This is a genomic window from Streptosporangium sp. NPDC005286 (assembly GCF_040607515.1).
Classification (GTDB): domain Bacteria; phylum Actinomycetota; class Actinomycetes; order Streptosporangiales; family Streptosporangiaceae; genus Streptosporangium.
In genome coordinates, this window is sequence record NZ_JBEXGU010000073.1 from 22,783 (window position 1) to 42,737 (window position 19,955).

General features: G+C 70.9%; 16 protein-coding genes. 8 read left to right on the forward strand and 8 right to left on the reverse strand.

Features of this window, described 5'->3' with window-relative positions:
- Nucleotides 1-8: 8 nt before the first annotated feature.
- The gene (locus tag ABZU75_RS25030; protein WP_355558701.1) at nt 9-1,043 is read right to left on the reverse strand and encodes an RDD family protein; all 1,035 of its coding nucleotides are present in this window, start codon (nt 1,041-1,043) and stop codon (nt 9-11) included.
- Between the two features lie 37 nt (nt 1,044-1,080).
- Here ABZU75_RS25030 and ABZU75_RS25035 point away from each other — a divergent pair, with 37 nt between their 5' ends.
- Nucleotides 1,081-2,076 carry a stage II sporulation protein M gene (locus ABZU75_RS25035; RefSeq protein WP_355558704.1) on the forward strand — a complete coding sequence of 332 codons (996 nt, stop codon included), beginning with the start codon at nt 1,081-1,083 and terminating at the stop codon, nt 2,074-2,076.
- A gap of 135 nt (nt 2,077-2,211) precedes the next feature.
- Here the strand turns inward: ABZU75_RS25035 and ABZU75_RS25040 are convergent, their stop codons facing one another.
- The 5 genes from ABZU75_RS25040 to ABZU75_RS25060 all read right to left on the reverse strand — a co-directional run bounded on the left by ABZU75_RS25040 (nt 2,212) and on the right by ABZU75_RS25060 (nt 7,722).
- Nucleotides 2,212-3,576, reverse strand: coding sequence for a DUF58 domain-containing protein (locus ABZU75_RS25040; RefSeq protein ID WP_355558707.1), 1,365 nt, complete (start codon nt 3,574-3,576; stop codon nt 2,212-2,214).
- 3 nt (nt 3,577-3,579) lie between these two features.
- Nucleotides 3,580-4,503, reverse strand: a complete 924-nt coding sequence (locus ABZU75_RS25045) for a MoxR family ATPase (RefSeq protein ID WP_355558745.1) — start codon at nt 4,501-4,503, stop codon at nt 3,580-3,582.
- Nucleotides 4,504-4,604: 101 nt separating this feature from the next.
- Nucleotides 4,605-5,780, reverse strand: a complete 1,176-nt coding sequence (locus ABZU75_RS25050) for a DUF4350 domain-containing protein (RefSeq protein WP_355558710.1) — start codon at nt 5,778-5,780, stop codon at nt 4,605-4,607.
- Nucleotides 5,777-6,433: a DUF4129 domain-containing protein gene (locus tag ABZU75_RS25055; protein WP_355558714.1), complete on the reverse strand. Its 657-nt coding sequence runs from the start codon at nt 6,431-6,433 to the stop codon at nt 5,777-5,779. The genes ABZU75_RS25050 and ABZU75_RS25055 overlap by 4 nt, the downstream gene beginning before the upstream one ends.
- Complete coding sequence (locus ABZU75_RS25060; protein ID WP_355558717.1) at nt 6,418-7,722, reverse strand: hypothetical protein; 1,305 nt, start codon at nt 7,720-7,722, stop codon at nt 6,418-6,420. Before ABZU75_RS25060 ends, ABZU75_RS25055 begins: the two co-directional genes overlap by 16 nt.
- Nucleotides 7,723-8,065: 343 nt before the next feature.
- Between ABZU75_RS25060 and mtrA the strand changes: the two genes are divergently transcribed.
- The 6 genes from mtrA (at nt 8,066) to ABZU75_RS25090 (ending at nt 15,066) form a co-directional block, all read left to right on the forward strand.
- Entirely contained in the window at nt 8,066-8,743 is a 678-nt protein-coding gene (mtrA, locus tag ABZU75_RS25065; protein ID WP_030907316.1) for an MtrAB system response regulator MtrA, read from the forward strand.
- Nucleotides 8,744-8,767: 24 nt separating this feature from the next.
- Nucleotides 8,768-10,507: an MtrAB system histidine kinase MtrB gene (gene mtrB / locus ABZU75_RS25070; protein WP_355558722.1), complete on the forward strand. Its 1,740-nt coding sequence runs from the start codon at nt 8,768-8,770 to the stop codon at nt 10,505-10,507.
- The gene (locus ABZU75_RS25075; protein ID WP_355558725.1) at nt 10,497-12,284 is read left to right on the forward strand and encodes an LpqB family beta-propeller domain-containing protein; all 1,788 of its coding nucleotides are present in this window, start codon (nt 10,497-10,499) and stop codon (nt 12,282-12,284) included. Before mtrB ends, ABZU75_RS25075 begins: the two co-directional genes overlap by 11 nt.
- A 116-nt stretch (nt 12,285-12,400) precedes the next feature.
- Nucleotides 12,401-13,105 (forward strand): phosphoribosyltransferase family protein, encoded by a 705-nt coding sequence (locus tag ABZU75_RS25080; RefSeq protein WP_355558728.1) that lies wholly within the window; start codon nt 12,401-12,403, stop codon nt 13,103-13,105.
- 520 nt (nt 13,106-13,625) lie between these two features.
- Complete coding sequence (gene raiA, locus ABZU75_RS25085) at nt 13,626-14,267, forward strand: ribosome-associated translation inhibitor RaiA (RefSeq protein ID WP_355558731.1); 642 nt, start codon at nt 13,626-13,628, stop codon at nt 14,265-14,267.
- A 94-nt stretch (nt 14,268-14,361) separates the two neighbouring features.
- Nucleotides 14,362-15,066: a response regulator transcription factor gene (locus ABZU75_RS25090; protein ID WP_030907303.1), complete on the forward strand. Its 705-nt coding sequence runs from the start codon at nt 14,362-14,364 to the stop codon at nt 15,064-15,066.
- Nucleotides 15,067-15,191: 125 nt separating this feature from the next.
- On the opposite strand, the gene ABZU75_RS25095 is transcribed toward ABZU75_RS25090, so the two are convergent.
- Together ABZU75_RS25095 and ABZU75_RS25100 are read right to left on the reverse strand one after the other, a co-directional pair.
- Complete coding sequence (locus tag ABZU75_RS25095; protein ID WP_355558734.1) at nt 15,192-16,379, reverse strand: crosslink repair DNA glycosylase YcaQ family protein; 1,188 nt, start codon at nt 16,377-16,379, stop codon at nt 15,192-15,194.
- A 134-nt stretch (nt 16,380-16,513) separates the two neighbouring features.
- Entirely contained in the window at nt 16,514-16,759 is a 246-nt protein-coding gene (locus tag ABZU75_RS25100; protein WP_355558737.1) for an HGxxPAAW family protein, read from the reverse strand.
- A 252-nt stretch (nt 16,760-17,011) separates the two neighbouring features.
- Here ABZU75_RS25100 and secA point away from each other — a divergent pair, with 252 nt between their 5' ends.
- Nucleotides 17,012-19,825 (forward strand): preprotein translocase subunit SecA, encoded by a 2,814-nt coding sequence (gene secA / locus ABZU75_RS25105; RefSeq protein WP_355558739.1) that lies wholly within the window; start codon nt 17,012-17,014, stop codon nt 19,823-19,825.
- Nucleotides 19,826-19,955 lie beyond the last annotated feature (130 nt).

The following is a 19,955-nucleotide window of genomic DNA, read 5'->3' on the forward strand; positions in this document are numbered from 1 at the left end:
CGGGGAGGTCAGGCCGGAGGGACGAAACCGCCCGGCGTGGGGCCGGGTGCCTGCTCGACGGGCCGGACCGCGGGCGGCGGGGGCGCCGGATACGGCGGCCCGGCCGGGGGAGGGAGCGGGATCCGCGGCTGTGGCGGCCGGTAGGCGGGCCGGCCGTAGGGCTCGGGGGCGGCCTCGGGAGGGGCGTACGGCCGGCCTCCGCTTCCCGGAGGCGCATAAGGCCGGGGCGACGGTGCGGTCAGGTAGGGCTGGGGCGAGGCGTGGCCGGGCCACTGCTGGGCGGGCCGGTGCGTGCCGGTCTGCTGCGCCAGGCGCGCCTGCTCGCGGCGCCGGCGTTCGGCCAGGACGGCGGTCAGGTAGGCGAACGGCGGCACGCCGGGCGGGGCCGGCGGGGACACGAAGGCCGACATCTCGGTGGCGATGCGCACCCCCATCCCGTGCTGCACGGCGGGGGCCAGATCGTGCCAGCGCATGAGGTACTGCCTCGCGGTGGCCGCGACCTGCTCGGGCAGCCGCGACAGCTCCAGCGTCGCCGCCCAGGAGGCGAGCTGCGGCGGCATGTCCAGCGGAGGCCCGTACTGCCGCGGAGCGCGCTCGGAGATCACGATGGTGCCGGAGAAGATGTCGCCGAGCCGCTTGCCCTTCTCCGAGATCAGCGAGCTGATCAGCGCGGGGGCGCCGCTGAGCATCCAGAACTCCAGGACCCCGGCCAGCCCGCGGAACAGGGCCTGCCGGAACCGCTCGGGACCGCCGTCGTCGCTGACGACCCGGAGTCCGAGGGCGAGCTTGCCCAGGCTGCGCCCGCGGGTGAGCGTCTCGAACACCACCGGGTATCCCACGATCACGAGCACGGTGAGCACGAGGTAGACCATCGTCGTCAGAGCCGGGTCGCTCAGCAGGCCCAGGCTGCCGACCAGCAGGGAGATCCCCAGCAGCATCAGGACCTGGACCGCCATGTCGATCAGCAGCGCCGCGGCCCTGCTCGGGAGCTGGGCGACACGGACCTCGACGATCACGGCCTCGCCGGTTACGACATCGGACACAATCAGCACCCTACCCGTGACTGGATAGGCTGCCCGCGTGGACATCGACGCCTTCGTCACCGCGCACCGGCCCGCCTGGGACCGCCTTGAGGATCTGGTCCGGCGGCGTGGCTCGCTGGACGGCGCGGAGGTCGACGAGCTCGTCGACCTCTACCAGCGGGTGGCCACGCACCTGTCCCTGGTCCGCTCGGCCTCGGCGGACCCGATCCTGGTGGGCCGCCTGTCGGCGCTCGTCGCCCGGGCCCGCTCGGCGGTGACCGGGGCGCACACCCCGGCCTGGCGGGAGTTCATCCGCTTCTTCACCGTCTCCTTCCCGGTGGTCGCCTACCGGGCCCGCTGGTGGTGGATGGCCACCACCGCCGCGTTCCTGCTGGTCTCCACGGTCGTCGCCGTCTGGGTGGCGAAAAACCCCGGCGTCCAGGCGGCGATCGCCACCCCGGAACAGATCACCCAGCTCGTCGAGCACGACTTCGCCGACTACTACTCGGAGAACCCGGCGACCTCCTTCGCCGGCCAGGTCTGGGTGAACAACGCCTGGGTCTCGATGCAGGTCATCATCATGTCCATCCTGCTCGGCCTGCCGATCCCGTACGTGCTGTGGGAGAACGCGGTCAACGTGGCCGTCTCCGCGGGGTTGATGGCCTCGCGCGGCAAGCTCGACATCTTCTTCGGCCTGATCACCCCGCACGGCCTGCTGGAGCTGACCGCGGTGTTCCTCGCCGCCGCCGTCGGCATGCGCCTCGGCTGGACGGTCGTGGACCCCGGTCCGCGCAGGCGCGTCGAGGCCCTGGCCGAGCAGGGCAGGGCCGTGATGAGCGTGGCACTCGGCCTGGTCGTGGTGCTGCTGATCTCCGGGCTGATCGAGGGGCTGGTCACCCCCTCGGGGCTGCCCACCTGGGCGCGGATCGGCATCGGGGTGGTCGCGGAGGCGGCCTTCCTGGCCTACGTGATCTTCTTTGGCCGCCGGGCCGTGGCCGCCGGCGAGACCGGCGACGTGGAGCGCGCCCCCGACCTCGCCCCGAGCGCCGGCTGAGCGCCCCGCCGGACGTTCCGGGCCCGCCCGGCCTCGCCGGGCCGGTGACGTGACGGTCCCCGGGCCGACGCGCCTGGCCGGAGGCCGTCAGATCCCCCGGACATCGTCGGCGGCGTCAGGGCGTCCGGGCGACCATCAGAGCCGCCCGGACGCCTTCAGCGCCAGGTAGGCGTCGGCCAGGGCGGGGGCGAGCTGCTCGGGGGCGGCGTCCACCACCTCCACGCCCTGGCGGCGCAGCAGGGCGGTGATCCGCCGCCGCCCCGCGCTCAGGTGCTCGGCCGCCGCCGCGCCGTAGACCAGCTCGGAGGTGCCGCGCCCGGCGGCCATCTCGGCCACCTGCGGGTCGGAGACGGCGGCCAGGAGCACCAGATGCCGGGCGGAGAGCTGGGGGAGCACCGGCAGCAGGCCCTCCTCCAGCGCCGCCGGGTTGAGGTCGGTCAGCACGACGACCAGGCAGCGCCGCCTGGCTCGTGACATGATCGCCGCGACCATCCCGGCCGAGTCGGCCTCGACCAGCTCGGCCTCGATCGGAGCCATGGTGTTGACCAGCGAGGACAGCAGCTCCGTACGGCTGGTGCCGGACACCCAGGCGCGCACCGCGCGGTCGTGGGCCAGGAAGTCGACCCGGTCGCCCGCGCGGGAGGCCAGCGCGGCCAGGAGCAGCGCCGCGTCCATCGACCAGTCGAGGCGGGGCCAGCCGGGCACCACCCGCGACCTGCCCTGCTGACCGCTCCTCGGTGCCTCGCCGGCCAGCGGGATCGGGGCGGTGCCCACCCGCCCGGCCGAGGTACGGCCGGTGTCGAGCACGATCAGCACCCGCCGGTCGCGCTCCGGCCGCCAGGTGCGGACCACGACGTCGTTGCGGCGCGCGGTGGCCCGCCAGTCGATCGAGCGGACGTCGTCGCCGACCACGTACTCCCGCAGCGAGTCGAACTCGGTGCCCTGCCCCCTGACCATCGACGGATGCTGGCCCTCCAGCTCCCTGAGCCTGGACAGCTTGGCGGGCAGGTGCTTACGGCTGAGGAAGGGCGGTAGCACCCGGACCGACCAGGGCACCCGGTGCGAGCCCTGGCGGCCCGCGATGCCCAGCGGCCCCAGCGCCCGCACCGTCACCGTGACCGCCTCGCGGTCACCCCTGCGGGTGGGGGTGAGCGTCGTGACCAGCCGGCGGCGCTCGCCGGCCGGCACGTCCAGCGGCAGGTGCCGGGGGGTGGCCCCGGCGGACGGGGGCCAGGCGTCCCTGAGCACGCCGCGCACCCTGCGGGGACCGGGGTTCTCCACGATCAGCTCGACCGTGACCGACTCACCGAGTCGTACCAGCCGCTCGCCCGAGCGGATGAAGCGCAGCGGGCGCACGCTTCCGGCCAGCAGCAGGTCGATCACGACCAGCACCGCGATCAGCAGTGCCACCCCGGCCACGGCAGGCCCCCCACGGGGGGCAAACAGCACGACCAGGGTGCCCAGCAGGGCCAGTAGCGCGGCACGTCCTGTCAGCGCCATGGGTCAGCGGGGTACGGGGACGGAGGCGAGGACGGCGTCGATGAGGCCGTCGGCGGTCGCGCCCTCCAGCTCGGCCTCGGGGCGTAGCTGGATCCGGTGCCGCAGCGCGGGCCTGGCCAGTGCCTTGACGTCGTCGGGCGTCACGTAGGCGCGGCCCGACAGCCATGCCCAGGCCCGCGCCCCGGCCAGCAGCGCGGTCGCGCCACGTGGCGAGACGCCGAGCTGGAGCGAGGGCGACTGGCGGGTGGCCCTGGCGATGTCCACGATGTAGCCGAGCACCTCGGGGCCCACGTGCACCTGGCTGACCGCCGCGCGTCCCGCGGCGAGGTCGGCGACGGTGGCCACGGTCCTGATGTGCGACAGGTCGCGCGGGTCGAAGCCGAGCGCGTGCCGCTCCAGCACCGCGATCTCCTGGTCGCGGGGCGGCAGCGGGACGGTCAGCTTGAGCAGGAACCGGTCGAGCTGCGCCTCGGGCAGCTGGTAGGTGCCCTCGTACTCGATGGGGTTCTGGGTGGCGGCCACGATGAACGGGTCCGGCAGCCCGCGCGCCGCCCCCTCCACGCTGATCTGGCGCTCCTCCATCGCCTCCAGCAGCGCGGCCTGCGTCTTCGGAGGGGTTCTGTTGATCTCGTCGGCGAGCAGCAGGTTGGTGAAGACCGGACCCTCGCGGAACTCGAACTCCGAGGTCTTCGCGTCGTAGATCAGCGAACCGGTGATGTCGCCCGGCATGAGGTCGGGGGTGAACTGCACGCGCTTGAAATCGAGCGAGAGCGCCGCCGCCAGGGTACGCACCAGCAGGGTCTTGGCGACGCCCGGCACGCCTTCGAGCAGCACGTGGCCCCGGCAGAGCAGCGCGATCACCAGCCCGGTGACCACGGCGTCCTGGCCGACGACCGCCTTGGCGACCTCGGCGCGCAGGGCTCCCAGCGCCTCCCTGGCGCCGTCCGCGCTCTGCGCGGCGGGTGCGCCGGGCGCGGTCCTGACGACGGAGGTCGCCTCGGCGAGATCGCCGTTCCCCGGTGGTGTGGTCACGACTTTCCGACCTGCCTTTCCACGATGTCCATGTATTCGGCCAGGGCTACCAGCCCTGCCTCGTCGAGTGGCGGAGGTCCGTACAGGGCGGCGCCCACATGTGGCGCCGGCTGGCCGGTCCGCTCGGCGATCGCGTTCACCAGCGCGTCGGCTCCCGCCCTTGAGGGCAGCCCGAGACGGGGGGTCACCCGGTCGATGAAGCCGGCGCGCAGGGCCGCGGCGGCCCGATCGCGGGCACGCCTCGCACGATAGAGCCTGGCACGTCCCTCGACGGTCTCGGCCGCCCTGACGACGACGGGCAGCCGCTCGGCCACCACGGGACCGAGCCTGCGGCCCCGCCAGAGCGCCAGCAGCAGCACCGCGACGAGCACCTGCACCACGGCCCACCTGACCCCTTCGGGGACCAGGTCGTAGAAACCCGCCTGGCCCCCCGCCGGCGGGGCGGTCTCGGGGGCCGTCAGCCAGATCAGGGTGGGCCGGCCGCCGGCGAGGTTCATCGCCAGCGCGGCGTTGCCGTCCTCGGCGAGCCGCAGGTTGGTCATGAACTGCCCGTCGCCCGTGACGGTGACCTTCCGGTCCCCGGTGGGGTGGAAGACCAGGGTGGGCCGCCCGTCGGCGGGGTAGCAGCCGGTCGCCCCGGCGGGCAGGGCGAACGCCGTGCCGCCGAGGTAGGCGCTGCCCGCCCTCGTCGCGGCCGGCAGCGCGCAGCGGGGCTCGCGGGAGCGCGCCCGCACCTCCCGCACCGGGCTCACCCCCGGCGCGAGCCGCTCCAGATGTGACCGTACGCCCACCAGCAGCAGGTCCGACGGTGTCGCGGCGAGCCGATCCGCCTCCGCCTCGTCGAGCGGGGAGATGTCGCTCACCAGCAGGGTGCTACCCGCGGAACCGGCCTGTCTGGCCTGGGACTCGGCCTCGGCGACCGAGGTGACCCGCGCGACCCGCACCCCCCGTGCCTGTAGCAGCCGGGCCAGGCCCTTGCCGCCGGACAGCGAGGTGTCGGCGGGGTCGAGAGGCCTTCCCGCCTGGCCGGAGCCGCCGAGCAGCACGCCGGTGACGGCGACGGCGACCACGAGGATCGCCACCAGGAGGGCGCCCCTGCCGCCGCGCCAGAGGCCGCGGGCGGTCGGTGAGGTGGAGGTCGACCCGGCTCGCTCGGGCGCGGCCAGGCTCATGGCGTCTCCATCCGTACGGGCGGCGCCGGGCGGGCGGCGCGCAGGTGCTCGTCGAGAGCGCACATGACCCGGTAGGCCTCGGGCGTGCCGGGCACCTCGCCGTAGGTCACGTCGTCGAACACCCGGGCCGCCGCGGCCAGTTCGGCGGCGAGCGCGGGTAGCGCGCGCCCGGCCTCGGCCGCCAGCTCCCCGGCGGTGCGGCCGGGCGTGGAGTCGACGATCACGCGGTCCTCCAGGTCGCGGGCGACGGCCCGGAGCCGCTCGCGGACCGCCTCGGCCCACCGCGCCTCCGCGGCCAGCCGCTCGGCGGCCTCGCGGTGCTCGGCGGCGGTGAGGCGGCGGTCACCGAAGAGACCCTCCGTGCGCGCGAAGGTGCCCCTGGCGGTCCTGCGGGCGACCAGGAACACCGCGACGATGATCCCGATCACGATCACGATGAGGACGGCCCGCGCCGCCAGGCTGCCGACGACGCCCGCGGACTCCTGGTCGAGCAGGTCGCCGAGGAACTGGTTCACCCCTCGCCAGAGGCGGTCGACCAGGGACTCCTTGGCGTACTCGGCTCCGAGCAGCTCCTGGATCGCCCGGCGTCGAGCCTCCTCGCGCTCGATGTCGATCGGGGACGTCAGGAACGGGAACGTCAGGAGTGGGACCACGGAGCTCCCTGATCGGGGAACCCATGCCGCGCGGGGCCGGCGGGCGTGACGGAGGGATCCCACAGGTCGTCGGCCGAGGCGTGCACCCAGCCCTGCCGTCGCTGCTCGATCGCCGCGGTCTGGAGCACCAGGTCGAACGCCTCGGTGCGCATCCGCCGGTCGGCGTAGAGCAGGCCGTTGACCGCGGCCTGGAAGGGATAGGTGATCATCGCGCCGACGGTGGCGCCCACGGCGATGAGGACCGCCGTGGCGATCTGCGCCCCGAGGGAACCTCCGCCCAGGAGGCCCAGGAGGCTCCCGCCCAGGGTGAACGGGAAGGAGAGCAACGTGCCGACCAGACCGGCGAGGATCTGGGTGAGCAGCAGGATGCCGAGTGTCCGCCAGAAGCCGCCGGAGACCAGGTTCCAGGACCTGCGCAGGGACTCGACGACGCCGAGCCGCTCCAGCACCGCGGCCGCGGGGGCGAGCGCCAGCCGGGTGGTGATGAACATGGCATATGCCACGAAGGCCAGCAGCGCCAGCAAGCCCGCGATGACCACCACGGAGAGTCCGGCACCGGCCGCGTCAAGCGCGGCGAACAGTCCGACGATCAGGAGCAGCGGGACGAGTATGGCCACCGTGCTGACGATCACCAGCCCGAACAGCGTGGGCACCCGGCTCCGGGTCAGCGTCCAGGCCTCGCCCGCCGTCATCTTGCCGCCGAAGACGGCGCGGCCCAGGATGCGCGTCAGCACGCCGGTCAGCAGCGTCACCGCCACGAGCTGCACCGCGTAGGAGAGCAGGGTGCCGCCGTACTCGGCGAGGAAGCTCCCCTCCGGGAGGTTCGCCGGCGCGGTCTGGTCCGTCAGGTTCTCCAGGGTCGCCGCGCTGGAGCCCAGCAGGAGCGCCTCCCCGATCGCCAAGGGGATCGCGCTCAGCGCCGCGGCGATCGCGGACAGGCCCAGGACGCTCTTGGGGTTGGAGCGGATCAGCTTGATCGCGCCGTCCAGGATGTCGCCCAGGCCGAGCGGGCGCAGCGGGATGATCCCGGGGCGCATCGCGGGGGGCTCCTGGCGCACGCCGTAGGGCGGCGGGCCGTAGGGCGGCGAGCCATGGGGCGGCGGGCCGTAGGGGCCCTGCTGGTGCGGTGCCTGGCCGTGCGGCGGCCCGGAAGGCGGCGGGCCCGCTGGGGAGCCGGGGGCCGAGCCGGGTGCGGTCCACGGCGATCCCGGGGCATCGCCGTACGGCGGAGGTTGGTTGGACGCCCAGCCCGGGGGCGTACCGGGAGCGGAGCCGTGACCGTCTGACATATCCCAATCCTGGCATGTGGTCACACCGTTCGTGGTGATCGGGCGATCACGCGGACGTTTCATCTCCCCGGAGAGCGGCGGAGATGCCAGAGGGATGGCCGAGACACCGTCGTTTACCGCAGACTGGGAGCGTGGTCATCGCCGCCCGGCGTTCGCAGTCGCCGGGACCGGTGGTGACCGTGCGGGGGCACCATTGCGCGCTTCACGTTGTGTGCGCCTAAAGTTCGTCATTTGGAAGGCTGGTCGTCGGCCGGTGTCATCTACTTGACGGGCAAGGGTAATCTTCGACGACCGAGCGGTTTATCCCAATAACTCCCGAACTGCGTAAACCGAATGAGGGGCCATGAAAGGACGCGTGCTGGTCGTCGACGACGACGCCGCTCTCGCCGAGATGCTCGGTATCGTGCTGCGCGGGGAGGGTTTCGAACCTTCCTTCGTCTCCGATGGTGACAAGGCGCTTGACGCGTTCCGCGACACTCGGCCGGATCTTGTACTGCTCGACCTGATGCTGCCCGGCGCCGACGGGATCGACGTCTGCCGCCGGATCCGGGCCGAGTCCGGGGTGCCGATCGTCATGCTGACGGCCAAGAGCGACACCATCGACGTGGTGCTCGGCCTGGAGTCCGGGGCCGACGACTACATCGTCAAGCCCTTCAAGCCCAAGGAGCTCGTCGCCAGGGTGCGAGCCAGGCTGCGCCGCACCGACGAGCCGACGCCGGAGATCCTGCAGATCGGCGACATCACCATCGACGTCGCCGGGCACTCGGTCAAGCGGGAGGAGGAGACCATAAACCTCACCCCGCTGGAGTTCGACCTGCTGGTCGCCCTCGCCCGCAAGCCGCGCCAGGTCTTCACCCGCGAGGTCCTGCTCGAACAGGTCTGGGGCTACCGCCACGCGGCCGACACCCGCCTGGTCAACGTGCACGTCCAGCGACTGCGAGCGAAGATCGAGAAGGACCCGGAGCATCCCGAGATCGTCGTGACGGTCCGGGGGGTCGGTTACAAGGCCGGCCCGGCCTAGCCGAGACTCCCCCCGGAGCCCGAGATGCCTCCCGCACCGAAGAAACGCCGCCGCACCCCGCGCCAGCTGCTGCGGGGTGTCCGGCGTCGTACCCGGCGGGCGGCCGGGAGGGTGCGCCGTGTCTTCTGGCGCTCGCTCCAGCTGCGCGTGGTCACCAGCACGATGGTCATCTCCATCGTGGTCGTCGCCGTGCTCGGCGTCTTCCTCATGCAGCAGATCGTCAGGACCACCCTGGAGACCAGGGAGAGCGCGGCGAAGAGCGAGGCCCAGGCCGACAGGAACGCGGTGCTCGGCTATCTCAACCAGCCGGCCGAGGCCGCCAAGCAGCCCGTCGAGTCGGGCCAGGCGCTCCAGCCAGGGGGAAGCGGCCCGCTCAGCCAGGCCACCGAGGCGCTCGCGCGGCGGGCCGGGTCCGCCAGCCGTTACTCGGTGATCATCCGTAACGAGGGGCTGCCGGGGGAGTTCTACGGCACCACGAACATCGATCCCGTCAGCATCCCGGCCAGGCAGCGCGACGAGCTGTTCAAGAAGGAGGCGGGCGAGGACAGCACCTGGTACACCCCGCTGTACTACAAGGGGCAGCCGGACCAGCCGGTGCCCGGGATGATCATCGGCACCCGCCTCGACACCTGGGGGACCAGGCTCGACTCGTCGTACGAGATCTACCACCTCGTCCCGCTGGACAAGGAGGAGAAGACGCTCGCCTCCGTCCAGCAGATGATCATCCTTGTCGGCGCCGGCCTCGTGCTGCTGCTGGCCGCGATCTCCTCCCTGGTCACCCGCCAGGTCGTCACGCCGGTGCGGCTGGCCAGGCAGGCCGCCGAGCGGCTGGCCGCGGGGCGGCTGGACGAGCGTCTGAAGGTCCGCGGCGAGGACGACCTGGCCCGCCTGGCCACCTCCTTCAACGAGATGGCCGCCAACCTGGCACTGAAGATCCACCAGCTGGAGGAGCTCTCCCAGGTCCAGCGGCAGTTCGTCTCGGACGTCTCGCACGAGCTGCGCACCCCGCTGACCACCGTGCGGATGGCCGCGGACCTGCTCTACGACGCCCGCGAGGACTTCGACCCGATGGCGGCCAGGTCGGCCGAGCTGATGCAGAACCAGCTCAACCGGTTCGAGGCGATGCTCGCCGACCTCCTGGAGATCAGCCGCTACGACGCGGGCGCGGCCGACCTCGACGTCGACTCGGTGGACGTCAGGGACGTGGTGCTGCGCGCCGTCGCCGACTCCGAGGCGCTGGCCGAGCGCCACTCCACCCGCTTCGACCTGCGCCTGCCCGGCGAGCCCTGCATGGCGGAGATGGACAGCCGCAGGGTCGAGCGCATCCTGCGCAACCTGCTGTTCAACGCGATAGAGCACGGCGAGGGCCGGGACATCGTCGTCTCGGTCGCCGCCGACAGGGACGCGGTGGCGGTGGCGGTACGCGACCACGGGGTGGGGCTGAAACCCGGCGAGGAGAACCTGGTCTTCGACCGGTTCTGGCGGGCCGACCCGTCCAGGGCGCGCACGATCGGCGGTACGGGACTGGGCCTGGCGATCTCCAGGGAGGACGCCATCCTGCACGGCGGCTGGCTGCAGGCCTGGGGCTCGCACGGGGAGGGGTCGCAGTTCCGGCTCTCGCTGCCCAGGGTGGCGGGGGCGGTCCTTCGGGGCTCGCCGCTGCCGCTGGTACCGCCGGAGGTGGAGATGCGCCGCACGTGGCGGGGGCACATGACGCCGGTGCTGTCGCCGGCGGTGGCCGACGGGGGACGCGATGCGGACTGAGAACGCGCGGAAGGCGGGGACGGCGATCCTGGCCGTCACCCTGGTCTGCGGGGCGTCGGCCTGCTCGGTCATCCCCACCGGCGGCAAGTCCGTCGTCGCCGTCGACAACGAGCGCAAGGGCAACCCGCTGGACAACCCGTACGCGCGGGTCATCGCCATGCCTCCGAAGGCCGCGTGGTCGCCGGAGGAGGTCGTCACCGGCTTCCGCGCCGCGATGGCGAGCCCCGACGACCCCGACTTCAAGGTCGCCCGCCAATATCTCACCGGTGACTTCGCGGACAAGTGGAACCCGCACAGCGGCGTCACGGTCTACCGGCAGGGCGACTACGAGAAGTTCGCGCCGCTCCGGGAGGAGGACAAGCATGCCCAGGTCACGCTCAAGGGCACTAAAACCGCCGTCATCGATCAGGACGGCCGTTACCGTCCGAGCGGCGGCCCCCTGAACCAGCCCTTCACACTCGCCAAGGAAGCGGGCGGGGAGTGGCGCATCAGCGCGGCCCCCGACGGGCTCCTGCTCTCCGAGGCCGACGTCGCCCGCGGCTACCTCCCCGTGGATCTCTATTTCCTCGACTCCCACTGGAAGGGGTTGGTGGTCGATCAGGTGCGGGTACCGATCGACCCGGCCGCCAACTTCGCCAAGACGACCGTGGAGCGGCTGCTTCGGGGACCGAGCAGCTCCCTCAAGGGCTCGGTGCGCTCCGCCCTCGCCGACACCGGGCTCATCGACGTCACCACCGAGAACAACCGGGTCGTCGTCGACCTCACCAGGCGGGTGGACCCCGACCTGATCGACCCGATGTCGGCCCAGCTCGCCGCGACGCTCACCGCGCTCACCAAGGGCGGCTGGGGGTTCGAGGTCAAGGTCAACGGCGAGTCGTACTACGCCGACACGCCGCTGCAGATCGACGCCCAGGAGCAGTCGCACTTCGACCCGTGGACGACCCCCGACACCGTCACCTCGTTCTATCTCGCCGACGGCGCCCTGTGGCTGCTGGACAAGGAGAACGTCGGGCGGCCGGTGCCGGGCAGGGCCGGCCAGAAGAAGAGCGGGCTCACCCGCCCGGCGATCAGCGGCCAGCCGGTGCAGCAGGTGGCGGCGCTCGCCCAGGACGGCAAGAACGTCTCCGTCGCGCCGCTCGCCGCGGGCGGCGAGTGGCGGGTGTGGGCCACCGGCGAATCCCTCATCCAGCCGTCGTGGGACCGCTACAACACGCTCTGGACCGTCGACCGGCCCAACGACCACACCTCGATCGTGACCAGGCACGACGGTGACAACAAGCACCGCTACCGGGTGTCGGCCCCCGACCTGGAGACGGTCTACGTCAAGTCGCTGAAGGTCGCGCGGGACGGCGTGCACGTCGCGGTGGTGGTCAAGGACGGGCTGGGTGAGCAGGTCCACGTCGGCACCGTCATCGGTGAGCGGGAGAACACGCGCATCGCCAACCTCCAGATCGTGGTGGACAGCGAGGGCAAGCGGACGATCGAGGACATAGCCTGGAAGGACGGCAAGACCCTCTACGCGCTCACCGGCAAGTCGGAACTGCTGGAGGCGTCGGTCACCGCCGAGCCGAAGCCCCTGGCCTTCGACTCGCGGATAGGGATAGAGAGCATCACCGCGCTGGACAGCATCCTGCTGGCCGGGGCCAAGGACGACCAGGGCAACCGGCAGGTCCTCTACTGGACCTCCACCAAGTGGGAGCCGCTGGTCAAGAACGAGACCGGTTCGACGGACTTCACCGAGAACGGTCCGTTCTCGCCGGCCTTCCCCCTGGGCTGAGCCGCCTTGACCACGGGCCGGCCACGGGCCGCCTCGGGCCTCCCGCGACGGGGGTGGTGTCCCGGCCGGTGCCCTGGGCTGGGCTTTTTGTCGGTGCGATATGACACCTTGGGCTGGTGACGACCGCCATGCTCGACCTGATCCTGCCGCCCCGCTGCGCCGGATGCGACGCGCCGGGCTCCCTCGTCTGTCCCCGCTGCGCGGCGGAGCTGCACGGAACGCCCGCGCGCCGGATGCCCGACCCCGTCCCGCCGGGCCTGCCGGAGTGCTGGTCGGCGGCCGAATACACCCCTGCCGTACGGCGGGCGGTCATCGCCTACAAGGAGCGCGGCCGCACGGCCCTCGCCCCTCCCCTGGCCGGGGCCCTCGCCCTGGCCGTCGCCACGGCGGCCGGCGAGCGGCCGGTGCTGCTCGTGCCGGTGCCCAGCGCCCGAGCGGCCCACCGGCGCCGCGGGCACGATCCGGTGGCCAGGCTCGCGGAGCTGGCGGCCGGTTGCCTCCGCCAGGCCGGCTGGCCCGCGACCGTGGCGAGGGTGCTCGCCCAGCGGCGGCGTGTCGCCGACCAGGCGGGGCTGAGTTCGCTCCAGCGGGCCGCGAATCTGTCCGCGGCCTTCTCTGTCACGGTCGGCCGCAACGCGCCTGTGCCGCGCTCCTGGGGTGGCACAGAGGCGATTGTGCTGGTCGACGACATCGTCACCACCGGAGCGACGCTCGCGGAGGCGGCGAGGGCGATGCGCGAGGTCGGCGTGACGCCGTCCTTCGCCGCCACGGTCGCCGCGACACGCCGGAGAGTCCGAACCGGCGAACGTGACGGAGGGTAAAGAGCGGTTCGCCGTCCCATCTCACTCCAGCGCCACACCTCACTGTCTCGATCGTGCCCTCTGGGCTGCTCAGCGGTGGCGAGCGGCCCTCGCCTCCGGCACCGCCCACCCGTGGGGGCAGGGTCCCTGATGATCGGCCGCCAGGCTGTGAAGCACACAAAGTGATCCTTGACCCGATCGCCAAGCTGACATTCGGCCGGGATGCGGATAGCGTCTGAGCCATGGCACCCGCTCGGGTCCGTGGTTGCGCCGGACCGACCTCCGACAGGAGGCCGGCACGGCTAGCCGATGCCAGCCGCAGGCCAAACGGTCCACGTAAGACGACTTTTCGTCGATCGATCACGGTGCGGCTTAGAGGTAAGTCCTGCCTTCCCGGGGAGCCAGATGTTCCTCGCCAGAAGAGAAGGGCATGTAGTGGCAAAGAGCTGCGAAACCCTCAGCAGGCGGATGTGGGGACGAAGACCAGGTCGGCCGAGCGGGTGCCGCAGTACCACCGTCGAGATTCGAAGGGGGGCCGTGCATGGAGATCATCGTCAAGGGTCGGCACACCGGAGTGAGTGACCGATTCCGTGACCACGTGAACACCAAGCTGGCCAGGATCGAGCGTTTGGACCACAAGCTCATTCGCGTTGACGTGGAGGTGTCCAAGGAACGTAATCCCCGTATCGTCGATCAGCGAGAGCGCGTCGAGCTCACCATTCATTCACGTGGTCCAGCGGTCCGGGCGGAGGCCTCGGCCGACGACCGTTTCGCCGCCCTTGACATCGCACTCGGCAAGCTCGAAGGACGGCTGCGGCGCCTCGCCGACCGGAGAAAGATCCACCACGGCAACCACTGCCCCCCCTCGGTCGCCGAGCTGACGGCCACCGCGCTCGCGGAGACGTTCGAGAGCGCCCCGGAGCGGTCGCTCACCGAGCAGGCCGAGGCCGACCTTTCCGAGGACAAGACCATCATCCCGATCCAGATGGACGGAGACGGGCCGTTGATGGTCAGGGAGAAGTTCCACAGGGCCGATCCCATCACGATCGACCAGGCACTTCTCGAGATGGAATTGGTGGGGCACGACTTCTACCTATTCCGTGACAAGGAGAGCGGGCAGCCGAGCGTCGTATACCTGCGTCAGGGGTACAACTACGGCGTGCTGCGGCTCGTCGAGCCCTGACGGACGCGCTCGAAGATCCTCTCCGACCAACCGAGGACCATGAAACCCGTGTAATCATGGCGGTCCACCGGCTCTGGCCCCCCGAGGAGGAGGCGTGACGGAACCCGACGACGCAACCAGCTCGACCGGACGCGGCGAACCGATCCGCGTGCTGATCGTTGACGATCACGCGCTGATCCGCCGCAGTCTGGAGATGGCGCTGGCCGCGGAGACGGACATCGAGGTTGTCGGCGAGGCGAGCGACGGGCAAGAGGCGGTCGAGCTCGCCGACCGCCTCACTCCGGATGTCATGCTCATGGACGTCCGGATGCCACGGAGAAGCGGTATCGAGGCCACTCGTGAGATCAAGGCCTCGGTGCCGAGCACGCGGATCATCATGTTGACCGTGAGTGACGAGGAAGAAGATCTTTTCGAGGCGATCAAGGCGGGTGCCACCGGCTACCTGCTGAAGAACGTCCAGCTCGACGAGGTGCCGGAGGCCGTACGCGGTGTCCACGAAGGACAGTCGCTGATCAATCCGGCGATGGCCGCCAAACTCATCAGTGAGTTCGCCAGTATGAGCCGCAAGGAGGCCGAGCGGCCCCCACAACTCCCCGTCCCGCGCCTGACCGATCGGGAGATGGAGGTGCTCCGCCTGGTCGCGAAGGGGATGAACAACCGCGAGATCGCCAAGCAGCTGTTCATCTCCGAGAACACAGTGAAGAACCACGTCAGGAACATCCTGGACAAGCTTCAGCTCCACTCCCGGATGGAGGCGGTGGTCTACGCGGTCCGCGAGCGGATGCTTGAGATCACCTGACCCACCCCCGGTGCGGTGACCGCGGGACGGTCACCGCACCCGTGCCGCCGTACGGGCGCGACGGCCGGGGCCTTGCGGCGCCCGGGCGGCCCGGCGGCTCAGCGGTCGGCCCGGTGCGCCCGTGCTCAGCGCACCCGGCTCAGGGCGTCCTGAAGGGGGCCGGCCAGCAGGGGATCCACCCGCTCGACCCGGACGGCATCGCAGCCGACCCAGCTCGCCGCCTCCCAGAGTGCCCCGGCCAGCGAGGTCGCGCCCCTGCCGGGGGTGACGCCGGGTTCAAGGCTCACCTGGCGGGCCACCAGGGTGGAACCCTCGCGGGCGGGGTCGACACGCCCGATCAGCCGGCCTCCGGCCAGGACCGGCATCGTGAAGTAGCCGTGGACGCGCTTCTCCTTGGGAACGTACGCCTCAAGGCGGTGGTTGAAACCGAACACGCGGGCGGTGCGCGCGCGATCCCAGACGAGGGAGTCGAACGGGGAGAGCGGGGTCGTACGGTGCCGGCCCCTCGGCTCGGTCTCCAGCGCGGTGGGATCGGCCCAGGCGTCGGCGGCGCGCTCGGGCCATTCGGGGACGCGGACGGGGACCAGCCCGGCGGACCCGTCGCGCAGGCACCTGTCGAGCAGCAGCGCCTCGGGCGCCTTCAGACGCAGGAAGTCGACGAGGTCGGCGCGGGTGGCCACGCCGAGCGCGCGCCCGGCGATGCCGGCGAGCCGGGTGACGCACTCGGTGTCGGACGGCTCCTCGGCCAGCAGGTGCCCGGGGACCGTGCGCTCGGCCAGGTCGTAGACGCGGCGCCAGCCCACCCTGCGCGTGCAGACGACCTCGCCGGTGTCGAGCAGCCACTCAATGGCGATCTTGGAGTCGGACCAGTCCCACCACGGGCCGCCCTTCTTGGCTCCGCCGATGTCGGCGGTGGTGATCGGGCCGCTCTCGCGGACCCGTTGCAGCACCTTGTCGACACTGTCGGGCACCTCGTGCCAGCGGAACTTCCTGGCCCGGAAATACCTCCGCCTGAAGGCGTACAGCGGCCAGTCGCCGATCGGCAGGACGCAGGCGGCATGACACCAGTACTCGAAGGCCCTGGCGGGCTCGTCCCAGTAGGCCCGCTCGACCTCCCGCCTGCCGACGGCGCCGAGGCGGGCGTACGCGACCAGTTCGTGGGAGCGGGCCAGCACGGAGATCGTGTCGAGCTGGACGGCACCCAGGCGGCGCAGGGCCGCGGAGGCGCCGCCGCGCCGGGACTCCGCGCCGAGGAACCCCTGAGCGCGGAGGATGATACGACGGGCCTCGTCCGAAGAGAGGGAGAGCTTCATTGACCGCCCCGGGAGAAGACAACACGGTGTGCGGCTGAGGCTAGCGCCTGACACCGACGAAAATGCTATGCCGGTGTCAGAACGTCGCCGGACGGGGTGGATTCGGGTCGGGTGAGGGCGAACCGCACCCGGCGTCAGCCGAGGACGCCCCGGGCGCTCTGGTCGCGCGTCGTGCGGGGCCCGTCCACGACGACGTCCTGGAAGACCCGGAAGACCGGCACCAGGATGACCCCGATGACGCAGACCGTCGTGCCCGCCCACAGGAGAAACCAGTCGGGACCCATGCAGAGGCCGGTTCCGGCGATGGCGAAACCCAACATGATCACGGTCACCGTCAGCCAGGATGACGCCCTGCCCCAGTGGTTCTGCCTCGCCGTCACGGCCTCTACCTCCGGGGGGCGGTGTCGTGTCCCCACGATCACCTGATGCGGACATGACAAAAGACGACATACCCTTTGAAGTTGGCCGTACTCTCTCAAAGAAGCGGGCAAGGAACTCCACAGGCCGCAAGAGCGTCTTTCAGGGTGGCTGTGTCTGGTGGCGGAACCGCCTACGATGGCAGCGGAGAACCATGTCTCGTCCTCAGCCGGGCCGGTCCGGCCGCGGAAGACCTGCGAGGAGCTTTACCTAAAGTGCCAGCCTTTCTCGATAAGATTCTTCGCGCCGGCGAAGGCAAGCTTCTGCGTAAGCTCAAGCGGATCGCCGACCAGGTCAACTCCATTGAAGACGACTTCACGAGCCTGACCGATGCCGAGCTTCGCGCGCTGACCGCCGACTACAAGCAGCGCTACATCGACGGTGAGTCTCTCGACGACCTGCTTCCCGAGGCCTTCGCCACCGTTCGCGAGGCGTCCCGGCGGGTGCTGGGCAAGCGCCACTTCGACGTGCAGATCATGGGCGGGGCCAACCTGCACATGGGCAACATCTCGGAGATGCGCACCGGTGAGGGCAAGACCCTCACCTGTACGCTGCCCACCTACCTCAACGCCATCTCGGGCAAGGGCGTCCACGTCATCACGGTCAACGACTACCTGGCCAAGCGCGACGGCGACGAGATGGGCCGCATCCACCGCTTCCTCGGTCTCGAGGTCGGCGTGATCCTGGCCAACATGCCCTCCGACGAGCGCCGCAAGCAGTACAACGCCGACATCACGTACGGCACGAACAACGAGTTCGGCTTCGACTACCTGCGCGACAACATGGCGTGGTCGCTGGAGGAGTGCGTCCAGCGCGGTCACCACTTCGCCGTCGTCGACGAGGTCGACTCGATCCTCATCGACGAGGCCAGGACGCCGCTGATCATCTCAGGGCCCGGCGAGCAGTCCGGCAAGTGGTACTCCGAGTTCGCCAAGATCGTTCCCCGGCTCCGCAGGGGCACCGAGGGCAAGGACGGCGAGGAGAACACCGGCGACTACGCCGTCGACGAGAAGAAGCGCACGGTCGGCATCTTCGAGTCCGGCGTGGAGAAGGTCGAGGACTGGCTCGGCATCGAGAACCTCTACAAGCCCGAGCACACCCACCTGGTCGGCTTCCTCAACAACGCGCTGAAGGCCAAGGAGCTCTACAAGAAGGACAAGGACTACATCGTCGTCGACGGTGAGGTCCTGATCGTCGACGAGTTCACCGGTCGCGTCCTGCACGGCCGCCGCTACAACGAGGGCATGCACCAGGCCATCGAGGCGAAGGAAGGCGTCAAGATCAAGGACGAGAACCAGACTCTCGCCACGATCACGCTGCAGAACTACTTCCGCCTCTACGAGACGCTCTCCGGCATGACCGGTACCGCGGCGACCGAGGCCAACGAGTTCCACCAGACCTACAAGCTCGGCGTCGTCCCGATCCCGACGAACCGGCCGATGATCCGTAAGGACCAGGCCGACGTGGTCTACAAGACCGAGGACGCCAAGTTCCTGGCCGGCGTTGAGGACATCAAGGAGCGCTACGAGCGGGGCCAGCCGGTCCTGGTCGGCACCACGAGCGTCGCCAAGTCCGAGCGCCTGGCCAAGGAGCTCAAGCGCAAGGGCGTCAAGCACGAGGTCCTCAACGCGAAGAACCACGCCCGTGAGGCCGCGATCATCGCCGAGGCGGGCCGCAAGCACGCCGTCACCGTGGCCACCAACATGGCCGGTCGAGGCACCGACATCATGCTCGGCGGCAACCCCGACTTCCGTGCCGACCTGGAGCTGCGCAGCCGCGGCCTCGACCCGGTCGAGACCCCGGAGGAGTACGAGAAGGCCTGGGGCGAGGCGCTGGAGAAGGCCAAGGAGGCCGTGAAGGCCGAGCACGACGAGGTCACCGAACTCGGCGGCCTCTACGTCCTGGGCACCGAGCGGCACGAGTCGCGGCGCATCGACAACCAGCTCCGCGGCCGTTCCGGCCGTCAGGGAGACCCGGGCGAGTCGCGCTTCTACCTCTCGCTTGAGGACGACCTCATGCGCCTGTTCAACTCGGCCAGGGTCGAGATGATCATGACGCGCCTCAACATCCCGGACGACGTACCGATCGAGTCGGGCATCGTCTCGAAGGCCATCGCCTCCGCGCAGCACCAGGTCGAGCAGCAGAACTTCGAGATCCGCAAGAACGTTCTGAAGTACGACGAGGTCATGAACCGGCAGCGCAAGGTGATCTACGCCGAGCGCCACCGGGTGCTGGAGGGCGCGGACCTGCACGAGCAGATCCGCGGCTTCGTCAACGACGTGATCGACGAGTACATCGCGGGTGCCACCGCCGAGGGCTTCGCCGAGGAGTGGGACCTCGACAAGCTGTGGAAGGCGCTCGGTCAGCTCTACCCGATCAGCATCACCGCCGACGAGCTCGTCGAGGAGGCCGGGGGCCGCGAGGAGCTCACCGCCCAGTTCCTCAACGAGCGGGTGAAGGCCGACGCGATGGCCGCCTACGACCGTCGCGAGGAGGAGATCAACGCGCAGGCCATGAACCCGGAGGGCATGCGGGTGCTGGAGCGCCGCGTCATCCTGTCGGTTCTCGACCGCAAGTGGCGCGAGCACCTGTACGAGATGGACTACCTCCAGGAGGGCATCGGCCTGCGCGCGATGGCCCAGCGCGACCCGCTGATCGAATACCAGCGCGAGGGCTTCGAGATGTTCACCCAGATGCTTGAGGGCATCAAGGAGGAGTCGGTCGGCTATCTGTTCAACCTTGAGGTCGAGGTGCAGAGCAACCCGATCGTCGAGGAGGCCGAGCCATCCGAGGACGCGGCGGTCGCGGAGACCCGCTCGATCATCGCCCGTGGCCTGCGTGGCCCGCAGCGCCCCGCCGAGCTGGAGTACACGGCTCCGGGGGAGAGCGGTGAGGTGGAGCACACCCGGATCAGCACCAAGGCCGAGCGTGACGCGTACGGCAACGTCGAGCGCAACGCGCCGTGCCCCTGCGGTTCCGGCAAGAAGTACAAGCGCTGCCACGGCGACCCCAAGAACGTCGAGGCCTGATCGCTGACCGGAGGGCCCGCACCATGGTGCGGGGCCCCCCGCGGGTGGGGGTGGGGTGTCGGGAACCGTGGAGTGCCCCCCCCACCCCCGTCGGCCCCACCCTGGGGCGCCTGAGCGCGGGGGGGGGGAT